This window comes from Microbacterium shimangi, from assembly GCF_043556445.1.
In the GTDB taxonomy this organism is placed as follows: Bacteria; Actinomycetota; Actinomycetes; order Actinomycetales; family Microbacteriaceae; genus Microbacterium.
In genome coordinates this window covers 939783-958949 of the sequence record NZ_JBIGII010000003.1, presented here as the reverse complement: position 1 = coordinate 958949, position 19167 = coordinate 939783, and the positions used below count along the sequence as shown (strand labels likewise).

At 68.9% G+C, this 19167-nt stretch carries 19 protein-coding genes; 5 read left to right on the top strand and 14 right to left on the bottom strand.

Annotated features, from left to right (window positions below; translation table 11 throughout):
- Positions 1–188: 188 nt before the first annotated feature.
- The 3 genes from ACFXQA_RS06250 to ACFXQA_RS06240 all read right to left on the bottom strand — a co-directional run bounded on the left by ACFXQA_RS06250 (position 189) and on the right by ACFXQA_RS06240 (position 2492).
- The gene (locus tag ACFXQA_RS06250; RefSeq protein ID WP_394518934.1) at positions 189–953 is read right to left on the bottom strand and encodes an IclR family transcriptional regulator; all 765 of its coding nucleotides are present in this window, start codon (positions 951–953) and stop codon (positions 189–191) included.
- A gap of 95 nt (positions 954–1048) precedes the next feature.
- Positions 1049–1621: a TetR/AcrR family transcriptional regulator gene (locus tag ACFXQA_RS06245; RefSeq protein ID WP_394518933.1), complete on the bottom strand. Its 573-nt coding sequence runs from the start codon at positions 1619–1621 to the stop codon at positions 1049–1051.
- Positions 1614–2492: an alpha/beta fold hydrolase gene (locus ACFXQA_RS06240; protein ID WP_394518932.1), complete on the bottom strand. Its 879-nt coding sequence runs from the start codon at positions 2490–2492 to the stop codon at positions 1614–1616. Before ACFXQA_RS06240 ends, ACFXQA_RS06245 begins: the two co-directional genes overlap by 8 nt.
- A 94-nt stretch (positions 2493–2586) precedes the next feature.
- Here ACFXQA_RS06240 and ACFXQA_RS06235 point away from each other — a divergent pair, with 94 nt between their 5' ends.
- The 3 genes from ACFXQA_RS06235 to ACFXQA_RS06225 all read left to right on the top strand — a co-directional run bounded on the left by ACFXQA_RS06235 (position 2587) and on the right by ACFXQA_RS06225 (position 5592).
- Positions 2587–2976 carry a barstar family protein gene (locus tag ACFXQA_RS06235; protein ID WP_394518931.1) on the top strand — a complete coding sequence of 130 codons (390 nt, stop codon included), beginning with the start codon at positions 2587–2589 and terminating at the stop codon, positions 2974–2976.
- A gap of 125 nt (positions 2977–3101) precedes the next feature.
- Positions 3102–4292: a 4-hydroxybenzoate 3-monooxygenase gene (locus tag ACFXQA_RS06230; protein ID WP_394518930.1), complete on the top strand. Its 1191-nt coding sequence runs from the start codon at positions 3102–3104 to the stop codon at positions 4290–4292.
- A 55-nt stretch (positions 4293–4347) separates the two neighbouring features.
- Entirely contained in the window at positions 4348–5592 is a 1245-nt protein-coding gene (locus ACFXQA_RS06225; RefSeq protein WP_394518929.1) for an MFS transporter, read from the top strand.
- Positions 5593–5611: 19 nt separating this feature from the next.
- Here ACFXQA_RS06225 and ACFXQA_RS06220 read toward each other — a convergent pair whose 3' ends face one another.
- The gene (locus ACFXQA_RS06220; RefSeq protein ID WP_394518928.1) at positions 5612–6370 is read right to left on the bottom strand and encodes a hypothetical protein; all 759 of its coding nucleotides are present in this window, start codon (positions 6368–6370) and stop codon (positions 5612–5614) included.
- A 32-nt stretch (positions 6371–6402) separates the two neighbouring features.
- Positions 6403–6915: a hypothetical protein gene (locus ACFXQA_RS06215; RefSeq protein ID WP_394518927.1), complete on the bottom strand. Its 513-nt coding sequence runs from the start codon at positions 6913–6915 to the stop codon at positions 6403–6405.
- A gap of 144 nt (positions 6916–7059) precedes the next feature.
- On the opposite strand from ACFXQA_RS06215, the gene ACFXQA_RS06210 reads away from it, so the two are divergent.
- Positions 7060–7491: a hypothetical protein gene (locus ACFXQA_RS06210; RefSeq protein ID WP_394518926.1), complete on the top strand. Its 432-nt coding sequence runs from the start codon at positions 7060–7062 to the stop codon at positions 7489–7491.
- 21 nt (positions 7492–7512) lie between these two features.
- On the opposite strand, the gene ACFXQA_RS06205 is transcribed toward ACFXQA_RS06210, so the two are convergent.
- From ACFXQA_RS06205 to ACFXQA_RS06165, 9 genes are all read right to left on the bottom strand, one after another.
- Entirely contained in the window at positions 7513–9000 is a 1488-nt protein-coding gene (locus tag ACFXQA_RS06205; RefSeq protein WP_394518925.1) for an aldehyde dehydrogenase family protein, read from the bottom strand.
- Positions 9001–9026: 26 nt separating this feature from the next.
- Positions 9027–9947 (bottom strand): sugar phosphate isomerase/epimerase family protein, encoded by a 921-nt coding sequence (locus ACFXQA_RS06200; protein WP_394518924.1) that lies wholly within the window; start codon positions 9945–9947, stop codon positions 9027–9029.
- 1 nt (position 9948) lies between these two features.
- A complete protein-coding gene (locus tag ACFXQA_RS06195; RefSeq protein WP_394518923.1) occupies positions 9949–10731 on the bottom strand; it encodes an SDR family NAD(P)-dependent oxidoreductase in 783 nt (260 codons plus the stop codon).
- Positions 10732–10796: 65 nt separating this feature from the next.
- Positions 10797–11777: a sugar ABC transporter substrate-binding protein gene (locus tag ACFXQA_RS06190; RefSeq protein WP_394518922.1), complete on the bottom strand. Its 981-nt coding sequence runs from the start codon at positions 11775–11777 to the stop codon at positions 10797–10799.
- 86 nt (positions 11778–11863) lie between these two features.
- Positions 11864–12859 carry an ABC transporter permease gene (locus ACFXQA_RS06185; RefSeq protein WP_394518921.1) on the bottom strand — a complete coding sequence of 332 codons (996 nt, stop codon included), beginning with the start codon at positions 12857–12859 and terminating at the stop codon, positions 11864–11866.
- Complete coding sequence (locus ACFXQA_RS06180; RefSeq protein WP_394518920.1) at positions 12856–14385, bottom strand: sugar ABC transporter ATP-binding protein; 1530 nt, start codon at positions 14383–14385, stop codon at positions 12856–12858. Before ACFXQA_RS06180 ends, ACFXQA_RS06185 begins: the two co-directional genes overlap by 4 nt.
- Positions 14382–15452 carry a zinc-dependent alcohol dehydrogenase gene (locus ACFXQA_RS06175; RefSeq protein ID WP_394518919.1) on the bottom strand — a complete coding sequence of 357 codons (1071 nt, stop codon included), beginning with the start codon at positions 15450–15452 and terminating at the stop codon, positions 14382–14384. Before ACFXQA_RS06175 ends, ACFXQA_RS06180 begins: the two co-directional genes overlap by 4 nt.
- Before the next feature lie 34 nt (positions 15453–15486).
- A complete protein-coding gene (locus ACFXQA_RS06170; RefSeq protein WP_394518918.1) occupies positions 15487–16452 on the bottom strand; it encodes a transketolase family protein in 966 nt (321 codons plus the stop codon).
- Positions 16452–17327, bottom strand: coding sequence for a transketolase (locus tag ACFXQA_RS06165; RefSeq protein WP_394518917.1), 876 nt, complete (start codon positions 17325–17327; stop codon positions 16452–16454). Before ACFXQA_RS06165 ends, ACFXQA_RS06170 begins: the two co-directional genes overlap by 1 nt.
- Positions 17328–17603: 276 nt before the next feature.
- Here ACFXQA_RS06165 and ACFXQA_RS06160 point away from each other — a divergent pair, with 276 nt between their 5' ends.
- Positions 17604–19103: an aldehyde dehydrogenase family protein gene (locus ACFXQA_RS06160; RefSeq protein WP_394518916.1), complete on the top strand. Its 1500-nt coding sequence runs from the start codon at positions 17604–17606 to the stop codon at positions 19101–19103.
- Positions 19104–19167: the final 64 nt, after the last annotated feature.

Sequence of the window (19167 nt, the reverse complement as noted above, 5' to 3'; positions counted from 1 at the left end):
GCTTTCGCTCCCCTGTCACGAATGGCGAGTTGGTCCCACCGATTGCGACAGGGGAAACGCCGCGCGCCTCGTTCCCCTGTCACGAATGGCGAGGTCGTCCCACCGTTTGCGACAGGGGAGGGTGCATGCGGGATCAGGGCAGACAGAGGGTGGGCGGGAGGGCTCAGGGCATCGGGAGCGCGGAGGGCTCAGTGAGATTCAGGGTGCCGGAGAGCGCGGGTGAGGTCTTTCGCGGTCTGCATCACGAGAGGGGCGAGACGGCGCTCGTCGAGGGCCTCGCCCAGATGCGCCACGATGCCGAGCGCCGCCGGGGGCAGCCCCGGCACCGAGCCGAGGGCGGCGGCGACGGAGAAGTTGCCGAGGGTCATCTCCTCGCGGGTGGTCGCGTACCCCCGCGCCCGCGCACGCTCGATATCGGCGCGAAGATGCACGGGGTCGGTGATCGACAGGCGCGTCTCGAGTTCGAGCGGCGCAGCCAGGTAGTCGTCGAGCCAGGGATCGTCGCGGGTGGCGAGCAGCGCTTTGCCCACCCCGGTCGCGTGGAGCGGGTGCCGCCCGCCGCTCCGGCTGATCGTCGGAACCGAGGCGCGTCCCGTGATGCGGCCCACGAAGATGGCGGATGCGGCGGCCGGCGTCGGGTCGTCGAGCACCGCGAGGTGCACGTTCTCGCCGGTGGCCTCGTACAGCCGCACCATGTGCGGCAGCGCCGTCTCGCGCAGCTGCGCCGCGAGCGGCGACAGTTCGCCGATCTCCCACAGGCGGGCGCCGACCGCGTAATGATGCCCGGGGGTGCGCGTCAGCATCCCCTCGTCGAGCATCATCGCGATGAGCCGGTGCACCGTCGAGAGGGCGAGCCCCGAGCGTTCGGCGAGCTGGCTCGCGGTGAGCTGCGGATCGTCTTCGGTGAACGCACCGAGGAGGCCCATCGCCCGTCGCAGCACCCCGTCGGTCATCGCGTCCTCCTCCGGCGAGGCTACCGGGGGAAGCCGCCGAACCTCGAAGCCCGGGCGACGGCCCCGCGCTCCGGTGGCGGTCTGACGGGGAGTGGCTACGCCGCCCTCTTCGCGCGGAGGCCCCGATCGATGAATTCGATGGCCCAGGCGAAGCTGTCGTCGACATCGGTGTTCAGCTGAAAACCGTCGGCCGCCTCGAGAGTGGCGAAGCCGTGCAGGATGCTGCGCAGCATCCGCAGTGCGGGGACGCGGTCGTCGGCGGCGAGCCGGTAGCCGTGCAACGCGGCGGCGAGGGCGGTGAGGGTCTGCTCGACCGCCGGCGCGAACGGATCGTCGGCGTCCCGGGCGCGCGCGCCGGTCGTCGCGGCGTACCGTCCGGGATGCGCGCTCACGTAGGCGCGGAGCGCCTGCGCCGCGGCGGCGAGAGCCTCCCCGCCCGCACGGCCCTGCGTGGCGTCGCGCACCGTGTCGCCCACTTCGGTCGCGCCGAGGACGGCGATGCGGTGGGTGAGGGCGGCCAGACCGTCGACGTGCTTATAGAGCGAGGGGGCCTTCACCCCGAGCCGGTCGGCCACGGCGATCATGCTCAGCCGGTCGAGGCCGATCTCGTCGGCGAGGCAGGCCCCGGCCTCGGTGACGACCGCCGCATCGAGACCGGCCCTAGGCATCGCCGGCCGGCATCGTCGGGGCGAGGGTCTTGGCGAGGAACGGCAGAAGCACCGCGACGAGTCGGTCGGGGGTCTCGGCGTGCGGGTAGTGGCCCGCGCCGTCGATGACGGCGAGCTCGCCGAGTCCGGTCGGGAGGTCGGCGATGATCCGCTCACCCTCGGCCCGCGGGTCGGCCCAGTCGGGATCGGCGCTGCCCTCGACGATGAGCACGGGGCACCGCACGTTCGCCAACTGGGCGCCGGCGTCGGCGGGGGTGGTCTTCGTCATGGCGTGCAGCACCCGCATCCGCTCGGGTCGGGTGAGAGCGGTTTCGATCCGCGCACGCTCGCTGCTCCAGTCGGCGGGCTTCGCGGGGATCGCCAGGTCGAGGTAGGCCAGCCACGCTTTCAGGCTGCCGGTCATCATGACCTTCGCGAGCTCGACGGTGCCCGCCCGGTGCGCTTTGACCCGCAGGAGTCCGGCGAAGTCCATGGACTGCTTGCGCGTGAAGGGGGCGATTTCTGCGAGACCGACGATCAGCTCGGGCGCGGTGGCGGCGGCGATCGTCGCGGCACCGCCGCTGATCGACTGGCCGACGATCACCGCGGGGCCACCGAGATGGCGGACGAGCGCGACCAGGTCACCGGCGATGTCGGTGCGGCTGTACCCCGCCCAGTCGGTGCTCGACTCGCCGCACCCGCGGATGTCGACGTTGGCGACGCGATACCCCGCCGCAACGAGGGCGGGAACGATGAAACGGTAGGAGTTTCGGCTGTCGCCCATGCCGTGGGCGAGCACGACCAGCGGGCCTTCGCCGGTCAGGTCGTAGGCGATGGTGCCGCCGTCGAGGGGGAGGAACTGTGTCGGGCTGGTGGGCTGGCTAAGTGTCATAGCTTTAAGCTAAGGGCATTAGCCGCCCAGGTCAAGAAGTTTTTCGATCGCGGTGCGATTCGGTCGAGCGGCACCCGATGACCAAGCTGGGAGGATGACGACCTTCACCATCGACGGCGGGGCGGTGCGCGACATCGGTGCGCTCTACGACGAGCTGAACCGCGTGTTCATGACGGGCGAAGACTGGCGGCTCGGTGCCAGCCTCGATGCGCTGAACGACCTGCTTCACGGCGGGTTCGGTGCGCTCCACGGCGCCGATGACGTGCGCGTCGTCTGGAACGACCACGAAACCAGCCGCCGCGCGCTCGGGCCCGCCGCCACCATCGAGTACTACCGAGAGAAGCTGCGCCATCCCGAGACGTACTCGGCGCGGCATTTCCGCTCGTTGCTGCAAGACCTGGAGGCGGGTCGGGGCGCGACCTATTTCGACGTCGTGCTCGAGGTGTTCGCCGATCACCCCGAGATCGAGCTCATCCTCGCCTGACACCGCTCGGCCCGCCCGAGCCTCCCATCAGGTGAGAATGACCGCGGCGATGGGCGCCGGTCGCGTCAGAGTGGTCGACAGCATCCGCACCTCGCCGACCGCGAGGAGACGTCGAAGGAGACGCCATGACCCGAGTCGAACGCACCCGCGTCGCGATCGTGGGGGCGGGGCCTGCCGGCCTGCTGCTGTCGCACCTGCTCGCCGCCTCCGGCATCGAATCGGTCGTGGTCGACCGGCGCTCGCGCGAAGAGATCGAGAACACCATCCGCGCGGGAATCCTCGAGCAGGGAACGGTCGATCTGCTCGTCGAAACCGGCGCCTCGACGAGGGTGCTCACCGACGGCAACCGGCACGACGGTATCGAGCTCTGGTTCGACGGCGAAGGGCACCGCATCGACTTCCCCTCGCTGGTGGGCCGGAGCGTCTGGCTCTACCCCCAGCACGAGGTGCTGCGCGACCTGGTCGCCGCGCGCCTGTCAGCGGGCCAAGACCTGCGCCTCGAAGCCACCGTCGAACGCGTCGATGACGCTGCCACGACGCGACCGCGGGTAATTGGAACGGATGCTGAGGGCCGCCCGTTCGAGATCGAGGCGGATTTCGTCGTGGGTGCCGATGGATCTCGGTCGGCCGTGCGGTCGGCGGTCACCGAAGGGACGCGGGGAGATCTGTTCCGCGAGTACCCCTTCGCGTGGTTCGGCATCCTCTGCGAAGCGCCACCGAGCTCGGACGAACTCATCTACAGCAACTCCCCCGACGGTTTCGCGCTCATCAGTCAGCGCAGCGCCACCGTGCAGCGCATGTATTTCCAGTGCGATCCCGAGACCGACCCCGAGGCGCTCTCGGAGGCGCAGATCTGGGACGAACTGCGAATGAGGGTGCCCGGCACCACGCTGACCGAGGGTCCGATCTTCCAGCGCGACGTACTGCGGTTCCGCAGCTTCGTCGCGCCGCACCTGCGCCGCGGGCGGGCAGCCCTCGTGGGCGATGCCGCCCACACCGTTCCGCCGACCGGCGCGAAGGGCATGAACCTCGCGATCGCCGACGTGGTACTGCTGCACCGTGCTCTCGTGGAGCTGCTGCGGGGCGGCGACGAGCGCCCGCTCGACGCCTACGAAGAGACCGCGATCCGCCGCATCTGGAAGGCCCAGCACTTCTCGTGGTGGATGACGACGATGCTGCACTCGACCCCCGACGCCACCGAATTCGACCGACGTCGACAGCTCGGCGAGCTGCGTTCGGTGATCGAATCCGAAGCGGGGCGCACCTACCTCGCCGAGGCCTACACCGGGTGGCCGTTCGAGACCGGGCTCGGATGACGCGCACTCGAACCCGGCGCAGCATCCGCCCCACCCGGGGTAGAGTCCGACGATCGTGACCACTTCTCCGCCGCGTCCTCCGGCCCGCCGCGGTCTCGGCATCGCGCTCCTCATCTGCGCGGTGTGCGTCATCGCGGCGAACATGCGCACCACGATCACCGGCGTGGGGCCGCTCCTCGACCAGATCGCCGACGACCAGGGCACGAGCACCGCCGCTCTCGGCGCGCTGGCCTCTGTACCGCTCATCACCTGGGGCATCGTGTCGCCGGCCACCCACGCGCTCTCGACCCGCTTCGGCATGTCGCGGGTCGTGCTCGTCTCGCTCATCGCGCTGGGGGTCGGAACCGCGTGGCGCTCCTGGCCCGGGTCGGGCGTGAACCTGTGGCTGGGTACGATCTTCATCGGCGCGGCCCTGGCGGTCGCGAACGTGCTCATGCCCGCGGTCATCAAGCGTGACTTCGGCACGCGGGTACCGCTCATGATGGGCCTGTACACCGCGCTCCTCGGAGGGTTCGGCGCCATCGCGTCGGGCGTGGTCGTACCCGTCTCGCTCGCCGCCGGAGGGGGCGCCGACGGGTGGCGTGTCGCCCTCGCCAGCACCGCCGCTCTGCTGCCGATCGCCATCGCGCTGTGGATGTGGGCCATGGCCGACACGCGCCGACGGGCCGGACACCCCCCGACCCCGCGCCCGCCCCAGACGGACGGCGCGACCCGGCGGCGCGGAACCGGCATCTGGCGCGATCCCGTCGCCTGGCTCGTGGCGGCCTACATGGCGCTGCAGTCGGCGTTCTTCTACATGCTCGTGACCTGGCTCGCCCCGTTCGCCGTCTCGCACGGCCGCACGGCCGTCGCCGCCGGGTTCGACACCATGATCTTCCAGATCATGACGGTCGTCGGTTCGCTTCTCGTGCCCCTCCTGCTGCGCGGCCGGGCCCGCCGGTGGGTGCCCGCCGCGCTTCCGCTCGCCACCGTCGTCGGCGTCGTGGGGCTGCTCGTCGCGCCCGATGCGCTCACCGCCTGGGCGTTGTTCGCGGGCTTGGGTGCCGGAGCCTCGCTCAACATGTCGCTGACCCTCATGGCCGAGCGCGCGCGCGATTCGGTGGCGTCATCGGCTCTCTCGGGCATGTCGCAGTCGGTCGGCTACCTCTTCGCCGCCCTCGGGCCACCGGTCTTCGGGGCCCTGCACGGCATCGACGGACAGTGGATGCTGTCGCTCCTCGTTCTGCTCGCCGTTCCGCTCGCGCAGGTCGCCGTGGGTGCCGCCGTCGGCCGTGAGCGGTTCGTTCTCGAGCGGGTCTGAGCGACGGCGCCCGCCGTCGTCAGCCGACGACGCGCGCCCAGGTCTGCACGTCGTCGAGCAGCTCCACCACCCGTTCGACGGCGGTTTCGAGCTCCGGGCCCGAACCGCCCTGCTCGGCGGCGAGGCGGGCAGCGCGCAGGGCGAAGCCCAGCTCGTCGTCGCCGGTCGATCCTGCGGCCACCAAGATCCGGTCGAACGGATGATGGTAGAAACCCGAATCGGCGATGAAGGTCTCGACGCCGCCGACCAGCTGCAGGCTGCGTCGCAGATCGAGGAGCACGACCGCGTTGCGCGCCCAGTCCGGCAGACCGCGAAATTGCGGGCTCGCAGCGAAGTCAGCGGGCTGGGAAGGGCGAACGAACCAGATGAACGACAGCGCATCCGCGCGATCGTCGATTTCTGCGAGCGTCGTCGCCGTCAGTCGCACCCGATCAGCGGCGACACGACGCTCCATGCCGAGCACGTCGTCGCCCGACGCGTGCACCGAGTCGAGCATCACGGCGATGGCGGACTGGGCGGCAGCTGCTCTCGACACGACGGGGGGTTCGTGTTCCGACTCTTCTGCCGATCGCACCCGTGCGCGCACCACCAGGTACGCGACGCCGAGCACCACGGGAACGAGTGCGCTCACCCCGATCGCGAGTGCGACGATCGTGCCGATCGCTGACGACATCCATCCCGGCACGCCCCCGCCCATGATGAACATGACCGCGAGCACACCGATCGCGGTGAACAGCCACCCCAGCGCACTCAGCGCCGCGCGGCGCAGGATCCTCATGCGCGAGGCCCCGCGAGATGAGCCGAGGCCGCTCACTCCGGTGCGGTGAGAGACCAGAGGTGGTCGACGCCGTTCTCCACCGCCACGACGGCGACGTTCTGGCTGAGGTCCGAACGATCGAAGAGCTGCGTGGCGCACGCGCTCACACCGAAACGTTCCTGGAACCACTGCGAGAGCGGACGCGAGCTCATCCCCTGCCAGAGGAAGAAGGCGGCCTGCTTCTTGTCGCGCTCCTTGTACGTCGCCTTCTCGTCCGCGCGGGTCAGGTCGACGGGGAGCGCCGTATCGATCGCGACCGCTATCGCGGCAACGTCGGGAGTCGTCGTCGCGGGGTCCCAGAACACCCGGATGACGAAGCCCGTGCCCGATCCCCCGGGAGCACGAAAGCCGCGATACGAACCGACGTAGCGCTGGTCGGCGCGACTCCACAGATCGAACGCAGCCTTCGCCTGCTTCTTCGCACCGAGGATCTTCGGCTGATCGGTGAGGGCGAGAAGAGCCTCGGGGGAAGTCAGAGAAGAGGCGATCTGAGCGTGGTCCGGCATGAAAGGTCCTTCGGTCGTCGGCGCAATCGTGGCCCCATACTAGGGACTCCGTGTGGTCGCGGATGAAGCGGGGGCCTCCTCCACCGCGGCGCGGAGCCCATCGAGCAGGGGCATCCGGCCGATGACCCCTACCATCGAGGGGTCATGACGTCGCCCGCTGATCTGCCGCCCGCGCCGCTGTGGCGACGCCTGCTCGGCAGCGCCTTCGTCTGGGCGGCGGGGTGCGCGGCCGTCGCCCTGCCCTTCTTCGTCGTCGGTCAGGGGCTCGAGTTCGTCCCCTTCCTGCTTGCTCTGGCGGCGGGGTGGCTCGCCGGCATCGGCTTCACGAACGCGACGTTCCGGATGCAGCCCCCGCGACGAGGCGTCGCCCTGCATGCCGCCGTCGCGGTGGTGACCGCCGTTCTCGCCGCGTGGAGCCTGGGACCGGCGGCAGAGCTGCTGTCGGGTCAGCCCGCCCCCGTGCGCGGGCTGACCCTCTTCCTGCAGCTGTGCGCGGTGACCGGCGTGTGCTGGATCTGGCTCGGCCTCGTCGTCCGCGGGCTCGCCGCCCTGCCGAACAGCACACCGCGAAGGTGAGCGAACGGGGTCCCGCTCCCCTCAGAGCGGGTACTGCCCCGGTTCGCGACGCAGGGTGATCCATCTGGTTTCGGTGAAGGCGTCGATGTTGGCCTCGGCGCCGCCGTGCCGTGACCCCGTGCCCGACGCGCCGACCCCACCGAACGGCGCGTTCGCCTCGTCGTTGACGGTCTGGTCGTTGATGTGCACGATCCCGGTCGGAATGCGCTGCGCAAGCTCGAGCGCGGCCATCGCGTCGCGGCTGACGATGCCGAGCGCGAGTCCGTAATCGGTCTCGGCGGCGAGCTCGACCGCCTCGTCGTCGGTTGCGAAGGGCACGACCGAGGCGACCGGGCCGAAGACCTCGTCGCAATACGCGGCGGCGTCACGGGGCGTGTTCGCCAGAACGGTCGGGCGATAGAACAGCCCGTCGTACGAACCACCCGCGGCGAGCGTCGCGCCCTGCGCGACAGCGTCTTGCACCAGCGTGTGGACGCGATCGCGCTGCACCTCATCGATGAGCGGTCCGAGATGCACCGGACCCGCCGCCGGGTCGCCGACGATCATCGAATCGGCCTTCGCGGCGAGCTTCGCCACGTACTCGTCGAACAGCGATTCGTGCACGATGTGGCGCCCGACCGTCATGCAGATCTGGCCCTGGTGCAGGAACGCACCCCACGTGGCGAGGTTCACCGCCTGATCGACGTCGGCGTCGGCGCGCACGAGAAACGCGGAGTTGCCGCCGAGTTCGAGGTGCGCGCGCTTGAGGTGACGCCCGGCGAGCTCGCCGACGATGCGCCCGGCCCTCGTCGATCCGGTGAACGCGATCACGCGAACGCGCGGGTGCGTGACGAGGGCCTCGCCCACCTCGGCGCCTCCCGGGACGAGCTGCAAGAGGCCCGGCGGGAGCCCCGCCTCTTCGAAGATGCGCACCATCGCGACGCCGCCGGTCATGACCGTTCGCGGATCGGGTTTCAGCAGCACCGCGTTGCCCAGAGCGAGAGCCGGCGCGACCGCGCGGATGCCGAGGATGAGCGGCACGTTGAAGGGCGAGATCACCGCGACGACGCCGACGGGCACACGCTGGGCGAGCGACAGGCGCGGTTCGGCGCTCGAGAGGATCGTGCCCTGCGGTGCCGACGGCAGCGTCGCCGCTTCGTAGCACTCCTCGGCCGTGACGTGCAGTGCGAAACCGGCGAGCGGGGGGATCGCCCCGACCTCGCGGATGTTCCAGCCCATGATCTCGTCGGCGTGCTTCTCCCACAGCGCTCCCGCGCGCCGGAGCACGGCCGCGCGGGCGGGGTGCGGGGTGGCGGCCCACGCCTTCTGCGCGACGGCTGCCGATTCGGCGGCACGCGCCACGTCGTCGACCGACGCGAGACCGACGGTCGCGATGGTCTCACCTGTCGCGGGGGCGACGGATGCTGCGTCACCGCCGCCGCCCGGCACCCACGCGCCGTCGAGGTAGATCTTGCCGGCCGTCGTCTTCTCGTCGATGAGGCGTTCATCGACCTCGGTGATGGTGGACATCTTCGTTCCCTTCATCGGTGGACCTGCTAAACGGTGGCGCCTCGCGCTCGTCGCTGCGCCCGCCGCCCGGCGGTGCTGTCCGACCAACCGCGGCGGATCACACGCAGGGCGTCTTCGGCGAGCCCCCTGCCATCTTCGAACGGCGACCGCCAGATCGCCAACATGTCGGCGACGGGTTCGATGAGCCCGCCGCGCGAGAAGGCCTCGACCCCCCACCGCCCGTCGTAGCCGTCATCGATCGCCCGGCTGACGAGCACCGGCAGGTCGATGGCACCGCCCGAGAGAAAGCCTCGGCCGGACTGCCCGAGTTCGAGATAGGCCAGCCGAGGCAGCGCGGTACGGATCGCGGCGGCGAGGTCGGCCTCCTCCACCGCCATGTGGAAGGTGTCGAGGTGGATGCGCAGGTGTTCCGAGCCGCTCCGCTCGGCCAACTCCATCGCCTGGGCGGCGGTGTTGACCAACGACGTCTCGTACCTGTTCAGCACTTCGAAGGTCATCACGATCCCTCGCTCGTGCGCGTAGTCGGCGACCCTCCCCACGGCGCGCGCCGAGCGGTCGCGTCGCTGTGCGCTCACGGGCGCCGTGGGGTGGGAGAAGAGCCCATACGGGACGCCGTTCATCTGGTCGCCGCCGAGCGCCGCCGTCAGATCCACCGTTGCCCGAAGAGCCGCCTCACCCGCCGCCGCCTCGTCGGGATCCTCCGACGAGACATCGGCACCGGGCCACTGTCCCGCGATCGTGATGGGCGCGATCCCGCTGCCCGCGAAGAGCGCGCGAAGCGCTGCAGCATCCGTCGCCCCGCTGTCGAGGGGAGGAAGCACCGCCCGCCGATACCCCAGACCCGCGAGGGTGCGGAGCGCCTCGCCGAGCGCGCGCGGCTCGACGTCGGCCACGAGCACGTTGACGTGACACGCGAGGTCGAGATCGAGCTCCAGGTCGGGGTTCATGTCAGAAGGTCGGAAGGTCGAGCCGCTGCTTGAAGACCGAGTACCCGTCATCGACGTGGACGACCGTGCCGTTGATGACGTTCGCTTCGTCGGAGGCGAGGAACGCCACCACGTCGGCGATCTCGGACGGAGCGGTCATCTTGTTGCGCAGCTGCTCGCTGGCGAAGGTCTCTTTCAACTCGTCGCTGAACTGATTGATGATCGCGGTGCCGACACGGCCGGGGGTGATCGCCACCGCGCGGATGCCGTACTGCGCGAGCTCATAGGCGGCCGAGCGGGTGAACGAGATCACGGCGGCCTTGGCCGCACTGTAGGTGAACGACAGCTCGGCCGCCTGCTCGCCGTAGATCGAAGAGGTACTGATGATCACGCCGGGGGTGCCCTGGTCGCGGAACCGGCGGCCGGCCGCGAGGATGCCGTAGTAGACGCCGTCCTGGTCGATGCGGATCATCGGGTCATAGTCGACGGCCGGGTCGTGGTCGAGGAGCGGCTTACCGCCGGCGATACCGGCGTTGTTGAAGATGACGTCGAGCTTGCCGAAGACGCGGGCGGCTTCGGCGACCATCGCCTCGACCTCGGCGAACACCGACACGTCGACCTGGAAGGCAGCGGTCGCCCCGTCGAAGCCGGCCGCGGTGATCTCGTCCACCGCCTGCTGCGCCCGGTCGAGGGCGATGTCGGCGATCAACACCTTCGCGCCCTCGCGCACGAACTTCTCGACGGTCGCGCGACCGATCCCGCTGGCGCCGCCGGTGATGACGGCTACTTTGCCTTCCAAACGCATGGTGTTCCTTTCACGAAAGAGGTGCGGGGGCGGGCGATGGCGCGCCCGCCCCCGCGGGGGATCCGTCAGAGCTTGTCGGACGGGGTGATGTCGGCGGCGTTCGCCTTGTCGACGAGGGTCGTGCCGACGGCGTCGAAGTTGCTCGACGGCATCGTTCCGTCCTCCTGGTAGGCGACCATCGCCTCGACCACCGTGTCGAGAATGCTCGGCCACGGCTGCTCGACCGTGGCGAGGAACGTGCCGCCCGATTCGATGGCCGCGATCGCCTCGCTGGTCGCATCGACGCCCGTGACGACAGCATCCGATCCGGCCTCGGTGAGCGCCTGCGACGCACCGAGGGCGGCGTCGTCCCAGCCGACCCATACCGCGTCGAGGCCGCCGGGGTTCGCCTGCAGGTAGTCCTGCACGAGGCTCAGCGCCTCGGTGCGTCCGGTCGCGGGTGACGTCACCTTCTGGATGGACCCGCCGGCGATGTTCGCACCCGCCTCTTCGAAGGCGTCCGCGGCGAGACCGGCCCGCATGCGGATGCCGGGGTGGGGGTCGTGGCCGATGACCATGATGTTCTTGCCCTCGAGGCCGCCCAGCGTCGTGTCGATCTCGTCGACCGTCTGGTCGACGATCCCCTGCTGGTCGGCGGTGATGTTCAGCACGAAGCCGTCGGTCGCCTCGGTGCCGGCGTCCATCGCGAACATCGGGATGTCGGCGTCTTTCGCGGCGGTGATGATCGAGCTGATCGAGGCGTAGTCGGTGTAGCCGTTGAAGATGGCGTCGGCGCCCTGTCCGATGGCACTCTCGACGGCCGGGTTCATCTTCTGGAAGTCGAAGTCGCCCTGGATCATGGTGAGATCCCAACCGAGCTCGTCGGCCTTCTCCTGGACGGCCTTGACCCACCAGGCGCCGACCGGGGTCTGGTTGCCCGACGTGAAAGCGATGACCTTGAACGTGTCGTCGCCGGCGGCGCCGCCGCCTCCGCCGCTCGAGCATCCGGTCAGGGTCAGTGCCGCGACGGCGGCCGCGGCCGCGAGGGCCTTGATACGTGTACGCATTGTCCACTCCTTTGTTGTCATTGCGTGTGGTGCTGATGGTGCTCCGGGCGGGTGGCCCCGCCCGGTTTCGGGGAAAGCAGGTGCCGCTATCGCTCTCGGCTCTTGAACGACGACAGGGTGACGGCGGCGATGATGATGAGACCGGTGACGACCTGCTGCACGTAGGCGTTGACACCGAGGATGTTGAGCCCGTTGCTCATCACGCCGATGATCGCGACGCCCACGACCGTGCCGATGATGTTCGCGGCTCCCGAACGAACGACCGTCATGCCGAGGAAGACCGCGGCCACCGAGAAGAGAAGGTTGTCTTCGCCCTGCACGGCGCTTGCACTGCCGAGGCGGGCTGCCAGCAGAATGCCGCCTACGGCCGAGACGAGACCCGCGAACGCGAAGGCGAGAAGCCTCGCCCGTCGCACGTTCACACCCGACAGTCGCGAGACCTCGACGTTGCCGCCGGTCGCGTACCAGCGACGCCCGAGGGTCGTGTATTTGAGGACGAACCAGAGGATGAGCAGAATCGCGATCGCGAAGAAGACCGGGAGCGGGATCTCGAGGAACCTGCCCTGCCCGAGTGCGTTGAACTCGGGCGGCAGGTTGAAGAGCGTCGTCCCCTCGGTGACGAGGTAGGCGAGGCCCGTCACCGAAGTCAATGTCGCCAGCGTGGCGACGAAGGCCGAGAGGTTCAGATAGGCGACGAGCAGTCCGTTCGCGATACCGATGAGAAGCCCTACGGCGAGCGCGATGAGGATCGCCAGCGTCACCGGCATGCCGTCGAGCATGAGGGATGCGGCGACCGCGCCCGCCAGCGCGGACGTCGCCGCGACAGAGAGGTCGAAGTCTCCGACGACCATGACGAGCGACTGCGCCCCCGCGATGATGGCGAGGATCGCCACCTGGTAGAGGATGTTGCGCACGTTCGTGAACGTGAGGAACACGTCGGGCCGCATGATGAAGAAGAAGACGACCAGCACCACCAGTGCGAGCACGGTTCCGCTGGACAGCAGCGACTGCCCCACGGAGCGGCGGGGGACTGCTCGGGTGCGAGAGGTGTCTTCCAGCCCCGGGTTCTGCGTCGTGGTCATGAGTGGGCCTTTCCGTAGCAGTAGGACAAGAGGACTTCTTCGTCCGCCCCTTCGGCGGGCACGTCGCCGGCGATCCGGCCTTCGTGCATGATCAAGACGCGGTCGCACATCCCGATGAGTTCGGGAAGCTCCGAACTGACCGCGATGACGGTCGTCCCGCCCGCCACGAGTTGACGGATCAGGCGGTAGATCTCGGCCTTCGTGCCGACGTCGATCCCCCGGGTCGGTTCGTCGAGCAGAAGCACCTGGGGGCTCCGCGCGAGCATCTTGGCCAGGACGACCTTCTGCTGGTTGCCGCCCGAGAGCTCACCCACCGGCTGCCGGGAACTGCGCGCCTTGATCTGGAGGTCGGCCATTCCGCGCGTGACGATGTCGGAGATCTTCGCGCCCGACACCATGCCGAAGGAGCTGACCCCGGGGATGTTCGCCACCGCGATGTTGTCGCGGATGGTGCTGCCGAGGATCACACCCTGCGTACGGCGTTCCTCGGGGACGAGCGCGATACCCGCGTCGAGCGCGCGACCGACGCTGGGCGCCGGCCGCAGGGTCTTCGTGCCCACGGTGACGGTGCCGCCCGCGCGCTTCTGCGCTCCGGCGAGAATGCGCAGCAGCTCGCTGCGGCCAGCGCCGGCGAGGCCGCCGATCCCCAGCACCTCACCGCGGTGTGCGACGAACGAGACGTCTTTCACGCGCCGGCCCTGCAGATTCTCCACCCGCAGCGCGACCTCGGTGCCGACCGGTGTCCGCTCGGGATAGAGATCGCCGCTCGGGCGCCCCACCATGTTCGAGATGACTTCTTCGATGTGCGAGTCGACGACGTCCTTCGTCAGGATCGTCTCACCGTTGCGCATGATCGTCAGACGATCGCAGAGCTCGAAGACCTCCTCGAGACGGTGCGAAACGTAGACGATCGCCACCCCTTCGTCGCGGAGTCGACGCAGCACCGAGAACAGCTCGGAGATCTCGGTGTCGGTGAGCGACGCCGTCGGCTCGTCCAGGATCAGCACCTGGGCATCCGTGGCGAGGGCGCGCGCGAACGCGACCATCGTCTGCTGCACGGGAGACAGCTCCCCCGCGAGCTTGCCGAGCGGGATCTTCTGATGAATGCGTTCGAGCTGCTCGCGCGCTTTACGACGCAGCATCCGCCAGCTCACGATTCCGCCGCGCGACGGCGTCTGCTCCCCGAGCAGGATGTTCTCGGCGACGCTGATCGTGGGGATGATCGACAGCTCCTGGTACAGGGCAACGATGCCCGCGCGGTTCGCGACGCGCACATTGGCGAGCTCGATCTCTTCACCGTCGCGCAACAACGTTCCCGAGTCCGGCGCGTACACCCCCGTCAGCACTTTGATCAGCGTGGATTTGCCGGCCCCGTTCTCTCCGAGGAGGGCGTGGATCTCCCCCGGGCGCACCGACAGCCGCGCCCCGTTCAGAGCGTGGACGCCGTCGAAACGCTTGACGATGTCGCGGGCTTCGAGGGCGGGCGTCGTAACGCCGATCCGGGGTGTCTGTTCGGCGGTCGTCATGATGCGGCCCTCTCGTCGTCGATGTCGTTGCAACGCAGCACGACCTTCGCGAAACGGCCGCTCACGTGGACGTCGAACGCCTCGACCGCGTCTTCGAGGTCGAAGACCGCTTCGGTCAGCTCGTCGAGCTGCAGGTACGGCAGGATCTGCAGCGCCCGCGGGAACGCGTAGGGCGAGACGAAGACGCCCGTCAGCGTCAGCTCCTTCAGATACAGGTAGTCGGAGAGGTTGAGCGGAAGCTCGTAGTTCTCGGGGTACATCGCTCCGTAGACCACGGTGGCGCCCTTGCCCGCGATGTCGAGCAGCCCGCGGGTGGCCCGCGGCGATCCCGACGCGTCGATCACGATGTCGTACCCGCGACCGTCGGTGATCTCTGCGGCGATCGAGGCCTGGTCCTCGTTCACGGGGTCGATGACGAAATCCGCACCGTGACGCAGCGCCATCTCCCGCCGCTCGGCGATCGGTTCGATCAGCGTGAGCGACGTCGCACCGTTCATCTTCATCACCTGGAGCGTGAGCTGACCGATCGGCCCGCCGCCGCAGATCGCCACGCGATCCCCCACCCGGGCCCTCGCCTTGTCGGCGATGCGCACGGCGACGGACGTCGGTTCGAGGATGCTGCCGTGCAGCAGGCTCACGTCGTCGGGCAGGCGGTAGACCTGCGACTCGTGCCACGTCACCGTCTCGGCCATGCCCGGGCGGTTGTAGTCCTGGATGTTCTCGCAGAACTGCTGCTTCCCCTCCTGGCAGGGGCGGCACGTTCCGCAGAACCGCAGGAAGTTGCCCGCGACCCGATCGCCCACCCGCAAGCCGTTGCGGTGGGCCCGCTCGCCGAGCGCCTCGACGATGCCCGAGAGCTCGTGACCGAGTCCGATGGGCACGTCCGTGCCGAAGAAGCCCTCGGCGAGGTGCGGGTCAGACCCGCAGATCGCCGAGTACGCCACGCGAATGCGCACGTCTTCGGGTCCGAGCGGCTGCTCGGGGAAGTCCACGACGCCGATGCGTCCTCGCGTGGTCTCGTCGGGATCGCGCAGGCTGCCGATCCGGGTGACCGCTACCGTTCTCATTCGTTTCTCCGTTGAAACCGAGGTGGATGGGTTGTCAGTACTGCGCGGCGATGACGCTGCGGAGGGCGACCACCGTCGCCTCGAGCCCGTAACCGTACTTGTCGCGCAACTGCTCGTCTTCGCCGAAGCCGGCGTAGACCTGCGGAATCCCGAGGCGCTCGAAGGCAGTCAGCCGCACGCCCCGATCGGCGACGACGTCGGCGATGCGCGAGGCCAGCCCGCCGTAGGCGAGGTGATCTTCGAGCACCACGAATCGGCCCCCGGTCTCGTCAGCGCACTGCACGATGAGTTCTTCGTCGATCGGCTTGAGCGTGAACATGTCGACGACGCGGATCGACCGCCCATCCTTCGCGAGTTCTTCCGCGGCCTCCAGCGCCTGGGCGACCGTCGTGCCGTGGGTGAAGATCGTCGCGTCCGTACCCTCGCGCGCGACGATCCCCTTGCCGATGCGCACGTCGTGCTGGCCGGGTTCGTAGAGCACCTTGTCTTTCTTGCCGACGGCGAGACGGATGTAGATCGGCCCCGGCATCGACATGGACTGGCGGAGGATCTCACCCACCATGAGGGGGTCGCCGATCGACGTGACCGTCATGTTCGTCAGCGCGCACATCAGCGCGAGGTCTTCGACCGCGTAGTGCGTCGACCCGCCGTTGCCGACGAGGCCGCCGTGGGTGCCGATGATCTTCACCGGGAGGTTGGGGTAGCAGACGTCGCTGCGCACCTGCTCGAGCGCGCGCATCGAGAGGAACGGCAGCATCCCGGAGACGACGGGGATGTTGCCGTCGTAGGCGAGGCCGGCAGCGATCCCGACGCACGCCTGTTCGGCGAGGCCGACGTCGACGAAGCGCTCGGGGAACTTGTCGCGGAACTCGACCAGGGTGGCGCCGATGTCAGGGGTGAGCACCCAGAGGTTCGGGTGGTCGGCGCCGAGTTCGGCGAGGGTCGACCCGATGACGGAGCGGGCTCCGAGGAATTCGCCGAAGGTGAAGGTGGTGGGCATCAGACGTTCTCCTTCGTGCGCGAGGCCTGCAGGGCGGCGAGAGCCTTCTCGAGATCGGCGGCGCCGAGGGATCCGGCGTGCCAGGCGAGGTTGCGCTCCATGAAATCGACGCCCTTGCCCTTGATGGTCTCGGCGATGATCACCGTCGGCACGTCGCTGTCGGGGGCCGGCAACGCGTCGACCGCCTCGACGAGCTGCCTCATGTCGTGACCGTCGACGACGACGACGTTCCACCCGAAGGCGCGCCACTTGTCGGGGTACGGCTCGAACATGACCCGCTCCTCGGCGTGGCTCGTCATGAGCTGACGATTGCGATCGATGAAGGCGACGAGGTTGCCGAGTTTGTTGCTACGGCCGGCCATCGCGGCCTCCCAGACCGAGCCTTCGCCGGTCTCACCGTCGCCGAGCAGGGTGAAGACGCGGTGGTCGTCGCCGCGGTGCCTGGCACTGAGAGCCATGCCGACCGCCAACGGCAGCCCGTGACCCAGCGAGCCGGTGGAGGCCTCGACGCCGGGCAGCTGCACTTTGCAGGGATGCATGCCGTAGGCGCTGTCGAGCTGCCCGTAGGTGGCGACGATCCCCTCGTACGAGAAGAAGCCGCGCATCGCCATGGTGATGTACATGCAGACCGCGGCGTGCCCTTTGCTGAGGACGAAGCGGTCGCGTTCGGGATTTGCGATATCGGTGGGGTCGACGTGCATTCCGTAGTGGAACAGCACGGTGAAGATATCGGCGGCCGAAAGGTCGCCACCGATGTGCACGGCCCCTTCATACGTTCCGCAGAGTTCCAACAGCTTCGCGCGCAACTCGAACGAGAGCTCCTCGAGCTCCTCGACGTCGGGTCGCGTCCCTGTTTGAAGGGTGTGCGTACTCATCGCATCTCTCCTCATTGATTGACACGCATGCCGAATTACGGCGCCTCATCAGGCATCTTCTTCGACACTCTCGGGCTGTCGGAACCTTCTGCCTCCCGACGGAAGTGACGCTAGCACGAAGCTATTTACATGTAAACAGGAATGCACGTAAACTCGCGGAGAGGTTGTGGGTCCCGCTCGCAGCCCGCAGAATCAGGGGAAACATCGCCGCTCTTCCGAGGTGGCGTATGCCCGATTCACCCGAGAAGTACGACTCACAGAGAGGTGTATGTCGAGATGACTGGAGATGTTCTGACCACCGCGGGAACGCGGACCGGTCTCTATATCGGCGGGGAGGAGCGGTTCACCGAGAACACGCTCTCGATCGTCGATCCGGGCAAGCCCGGTGTCATCGTCGGAGAGGCTGCCGCGGCATCCGCCGACGATGTGGCCGATGCCGTCGCCGCCGCGAAATCCGCCTATCCCGCCTGGTCGGCGCTCGGCGCGAAGGAGAGGGCCCGCCTCATGGCCGAGGCCATCAAGGGCATCGCCGACGAGCGCGACGAGGACGCCGCGATCCTCTCGCAGGAGAACGGCAAGGTGCGGATGGAATCGTGGGTCGATGCCCTCGTGTTCGAGATCCGGTGGAACCTCGCCCTGATGCTCGCCGACGAGGTCGACACGACGAAGACGCTCCCCGTCGTCCCCGGCGCCATCCCCGTCTCGACGGAGGTCGCCTACCAGTCGATCGGGGTCGTGACCGTCATCGTGCCGTTCAACTGGCCGATCGCGATCCTGGGCGCCGCCCTCCCGCACGCGCTGCTCGCGGGCAACACCGCCATCGTGAAACCGCCGCCCTCGGCACCCCTGGCGACCACCCGTGTCGTCCAGCGCGTCGCCGAGAAGCTGCCGCCGGGAGTCCTGAACGTGGTCACCGGGCGCGACGAGAACATGGCCGCTCTCATCCAGAACACCGACGTGGCGAAGGTCTGCTTCACCGGTTCGGTCGGCGGCGGAAAGCGCATGATGGAGATGGCGTCGAAGTCGCTCACGCGCGTCACGCTGGAGCTGGGCGGAAACGACGCCGCGGTGTTCCTCGAGGATGCGGTGATCGACGACACGCACCTCGACCGCCTCTACGGCGCGGTGTTCGACACGACCGGCCAGATCTGCATGAACGCCAAGCGCGTCTTCGTGCACCGGTCTCGGATGGACGAGGTCGTGGCCGGGCTCTCGGCCCGCCTCGACAAGGTCGTGCTCGGATACGGGCTCGATGAGGGCACCACCATGGGGCCGCTCCACCAGCCGGCCCAGAAGGCCTTCGTCGAAGACATCATCGCCGAGGCGAAGGATGCCGGCGCCGACGTGCGCGAGTTCGGCGAACTCCCCGACGGCGAACTCGCCGGCGGCAACTTCCTGCGCCCGGCGATCGTCGTCGACCCGGCGTTGGATCTTCGGGTGGTCACTCAGGAGCAGTTCGGCCCCGTCATCCCCGTCATCCCGTTCGACACCGAAGAAGACGCCATCCGCCTCGCGAACGACTCCTGGGCGGGCCTGGGCGGCTCGGTGTGGACCGCCGACCCGGCGGCGGCGCACCGCGTCGGCAGCCGCCTCGAGGTCGGGTACGTCTGGGTCAACGACCACGGCGCCAACCGCCTCGACCTCCGCGCTCCCTTCGGCGGCGTGAAGCAGTCGGGTTTCGGGCGCGAACAGGGCATCGAGGGCGTCCGCGCGTTCCAGGACACCCGCTCGATCGCCACGATCGACCCGGAGGCGCTCGCGGGCATGGCCCACTGACACCCCCTGAACGCAGATGGGGCTCGGCCGCCCGGCCGGGTCCCATCTGCCGTTCAGCCCACCG

Excerpts from the sequence above, each read along its gene's own strand:
- ACFXQA_RS06250 (WP_394518934.1), bottom strand. The coding sequence starts at position 953 with ATGACCGACGGGGTGCTGCGACGGGCGATGGGCCTCCTCGGTGCGTTC.
- ACFXQA_RS06245 (WP_394518933.1), bottom strand. The coding sequence starts at position 1,621 with ATGCCTAGGGCCGGTCTCGATGCGGCGGTCGTCACCGAGGCCGGGGCC.
- ACFXQA_RS06240 (WP_394518932.1), bottom strand. The coding sequence starts at position 2,492 with ATGACACTTAGCCAGCCCACCAGCCCGACACAGTTCCTCCCCCTCGAC.
- ACFXQA_RS06235 (WP_394518931.1), top strand. The coding sequence starts at position 2,587 with ATGACGACCTTCACCATCGACGGCGGGGCGGTGCGCGACATCGGTGCG.
- ACFXQA_RS06230 (WP_394518930.1), top strand. The coding sequence starts at position 3,102 with ATGACCCGAGTCGAACGCACCCGCGTCGCGATCGTGGGGGCGGGGCCT.
- ACFXQA_RS06220 (WP_394518928.1), bottom strand. The coding sequence starts at position 6,370 with ATGAGGATCCTGCGCCGCGCGGCGCTGAGTGCGCTGGGGTGGCTGTTC.
- ACFXQA_RS06215 (WP_394518927.1), bottom strand. The coding sequence starts at position 6,915 with ATGCCGGACCACGCTCAGATCGCCTCTTCTCTGACTTCCCCCGAGGCT.
- ACFXQA_RS06210 (WP_394518926.1), top strand. The coding sequence starts at position 7,060 with ATGACGTCGCCCGCTGATCTGCCGCCCGCGCCGCTGTGGCGACGCCTG.
- ACFXQA_RS06205 (WP_394518925.1), bottom strand. The coding sequence starts at position 9,000 with ATGTCCACCATCACCGAGGTCGATGAACGCCTCATCGACGAGAAGACG.
- ACFXQA_RS06200 (WP_394518924.1), bottom strand. The coding sequence starts at position 9,947 with ATGAACCCCGACCTGGAGCTCGATCTCGACCTCGCGTGTCACGTCAAC.
- ACFXQA_RS06195 (WP_394518923.1), bottom strand. The coding sequence starts at position 10,731 with ATGCGTTTGGAAGGCAAAGTAGCCGTCATCACCGGCGGCGCCAGCGGG.
- ACFXQA_RS06190 (WP_394518922.1), bottom strand. The coding sequence starts at position 11,777 with ATGCGTACACGTATCAAGGCCCTCGCGGCCGCGGCCGCCGTCGCGGCA.
- ACFXQA_RS06185 (WP_394518921.1), bottom strand. The coding sequence starts at position 12,859 with ATGACCACGACGCAGAACCCGGGGCTGGAAGACACCTCTCGCACCCGA.
- ACFXQA_RS06180 (WP_394518920.1), bottom strand. The coding sequence starts at position 14,385 with ATGACGACCGCCGAACAGACACCCCGGATCGGCGTTACGACGCCCGCC.
- ACFXQA_RS06175 (WP_394518919.1), bottom strand. The coding sequence starts at position 15,452 with ATGAGAACGGTAGCGGTCACCCGGATCGGCAGCCTGCGCGATCCCGAC.
- ACFXQA_RS06170 (WP_394518918.1), bottom strand. The coding sequence starts at position 16,452 with ATGCCCACCACCTTCACCTTCGGCGAATTCCTCGGAGCCCGCTCCGTC.
- ACFXQA_RS06165 (WP_394518917.1), bottom strand. The coding sequence starts at position 17,327 with ATGAGTACGCACACCCTTCAAACAGGGACGCGACCCGACGTCGAGGAG.
- ACFXQA_RS06160 (WP_394518916.1), top strand. The coding sequence starts at position 17,604 with ATGACTGGAGATGTTCTGACCACCGCGGGAACGCGGACCGGTCTCTAT.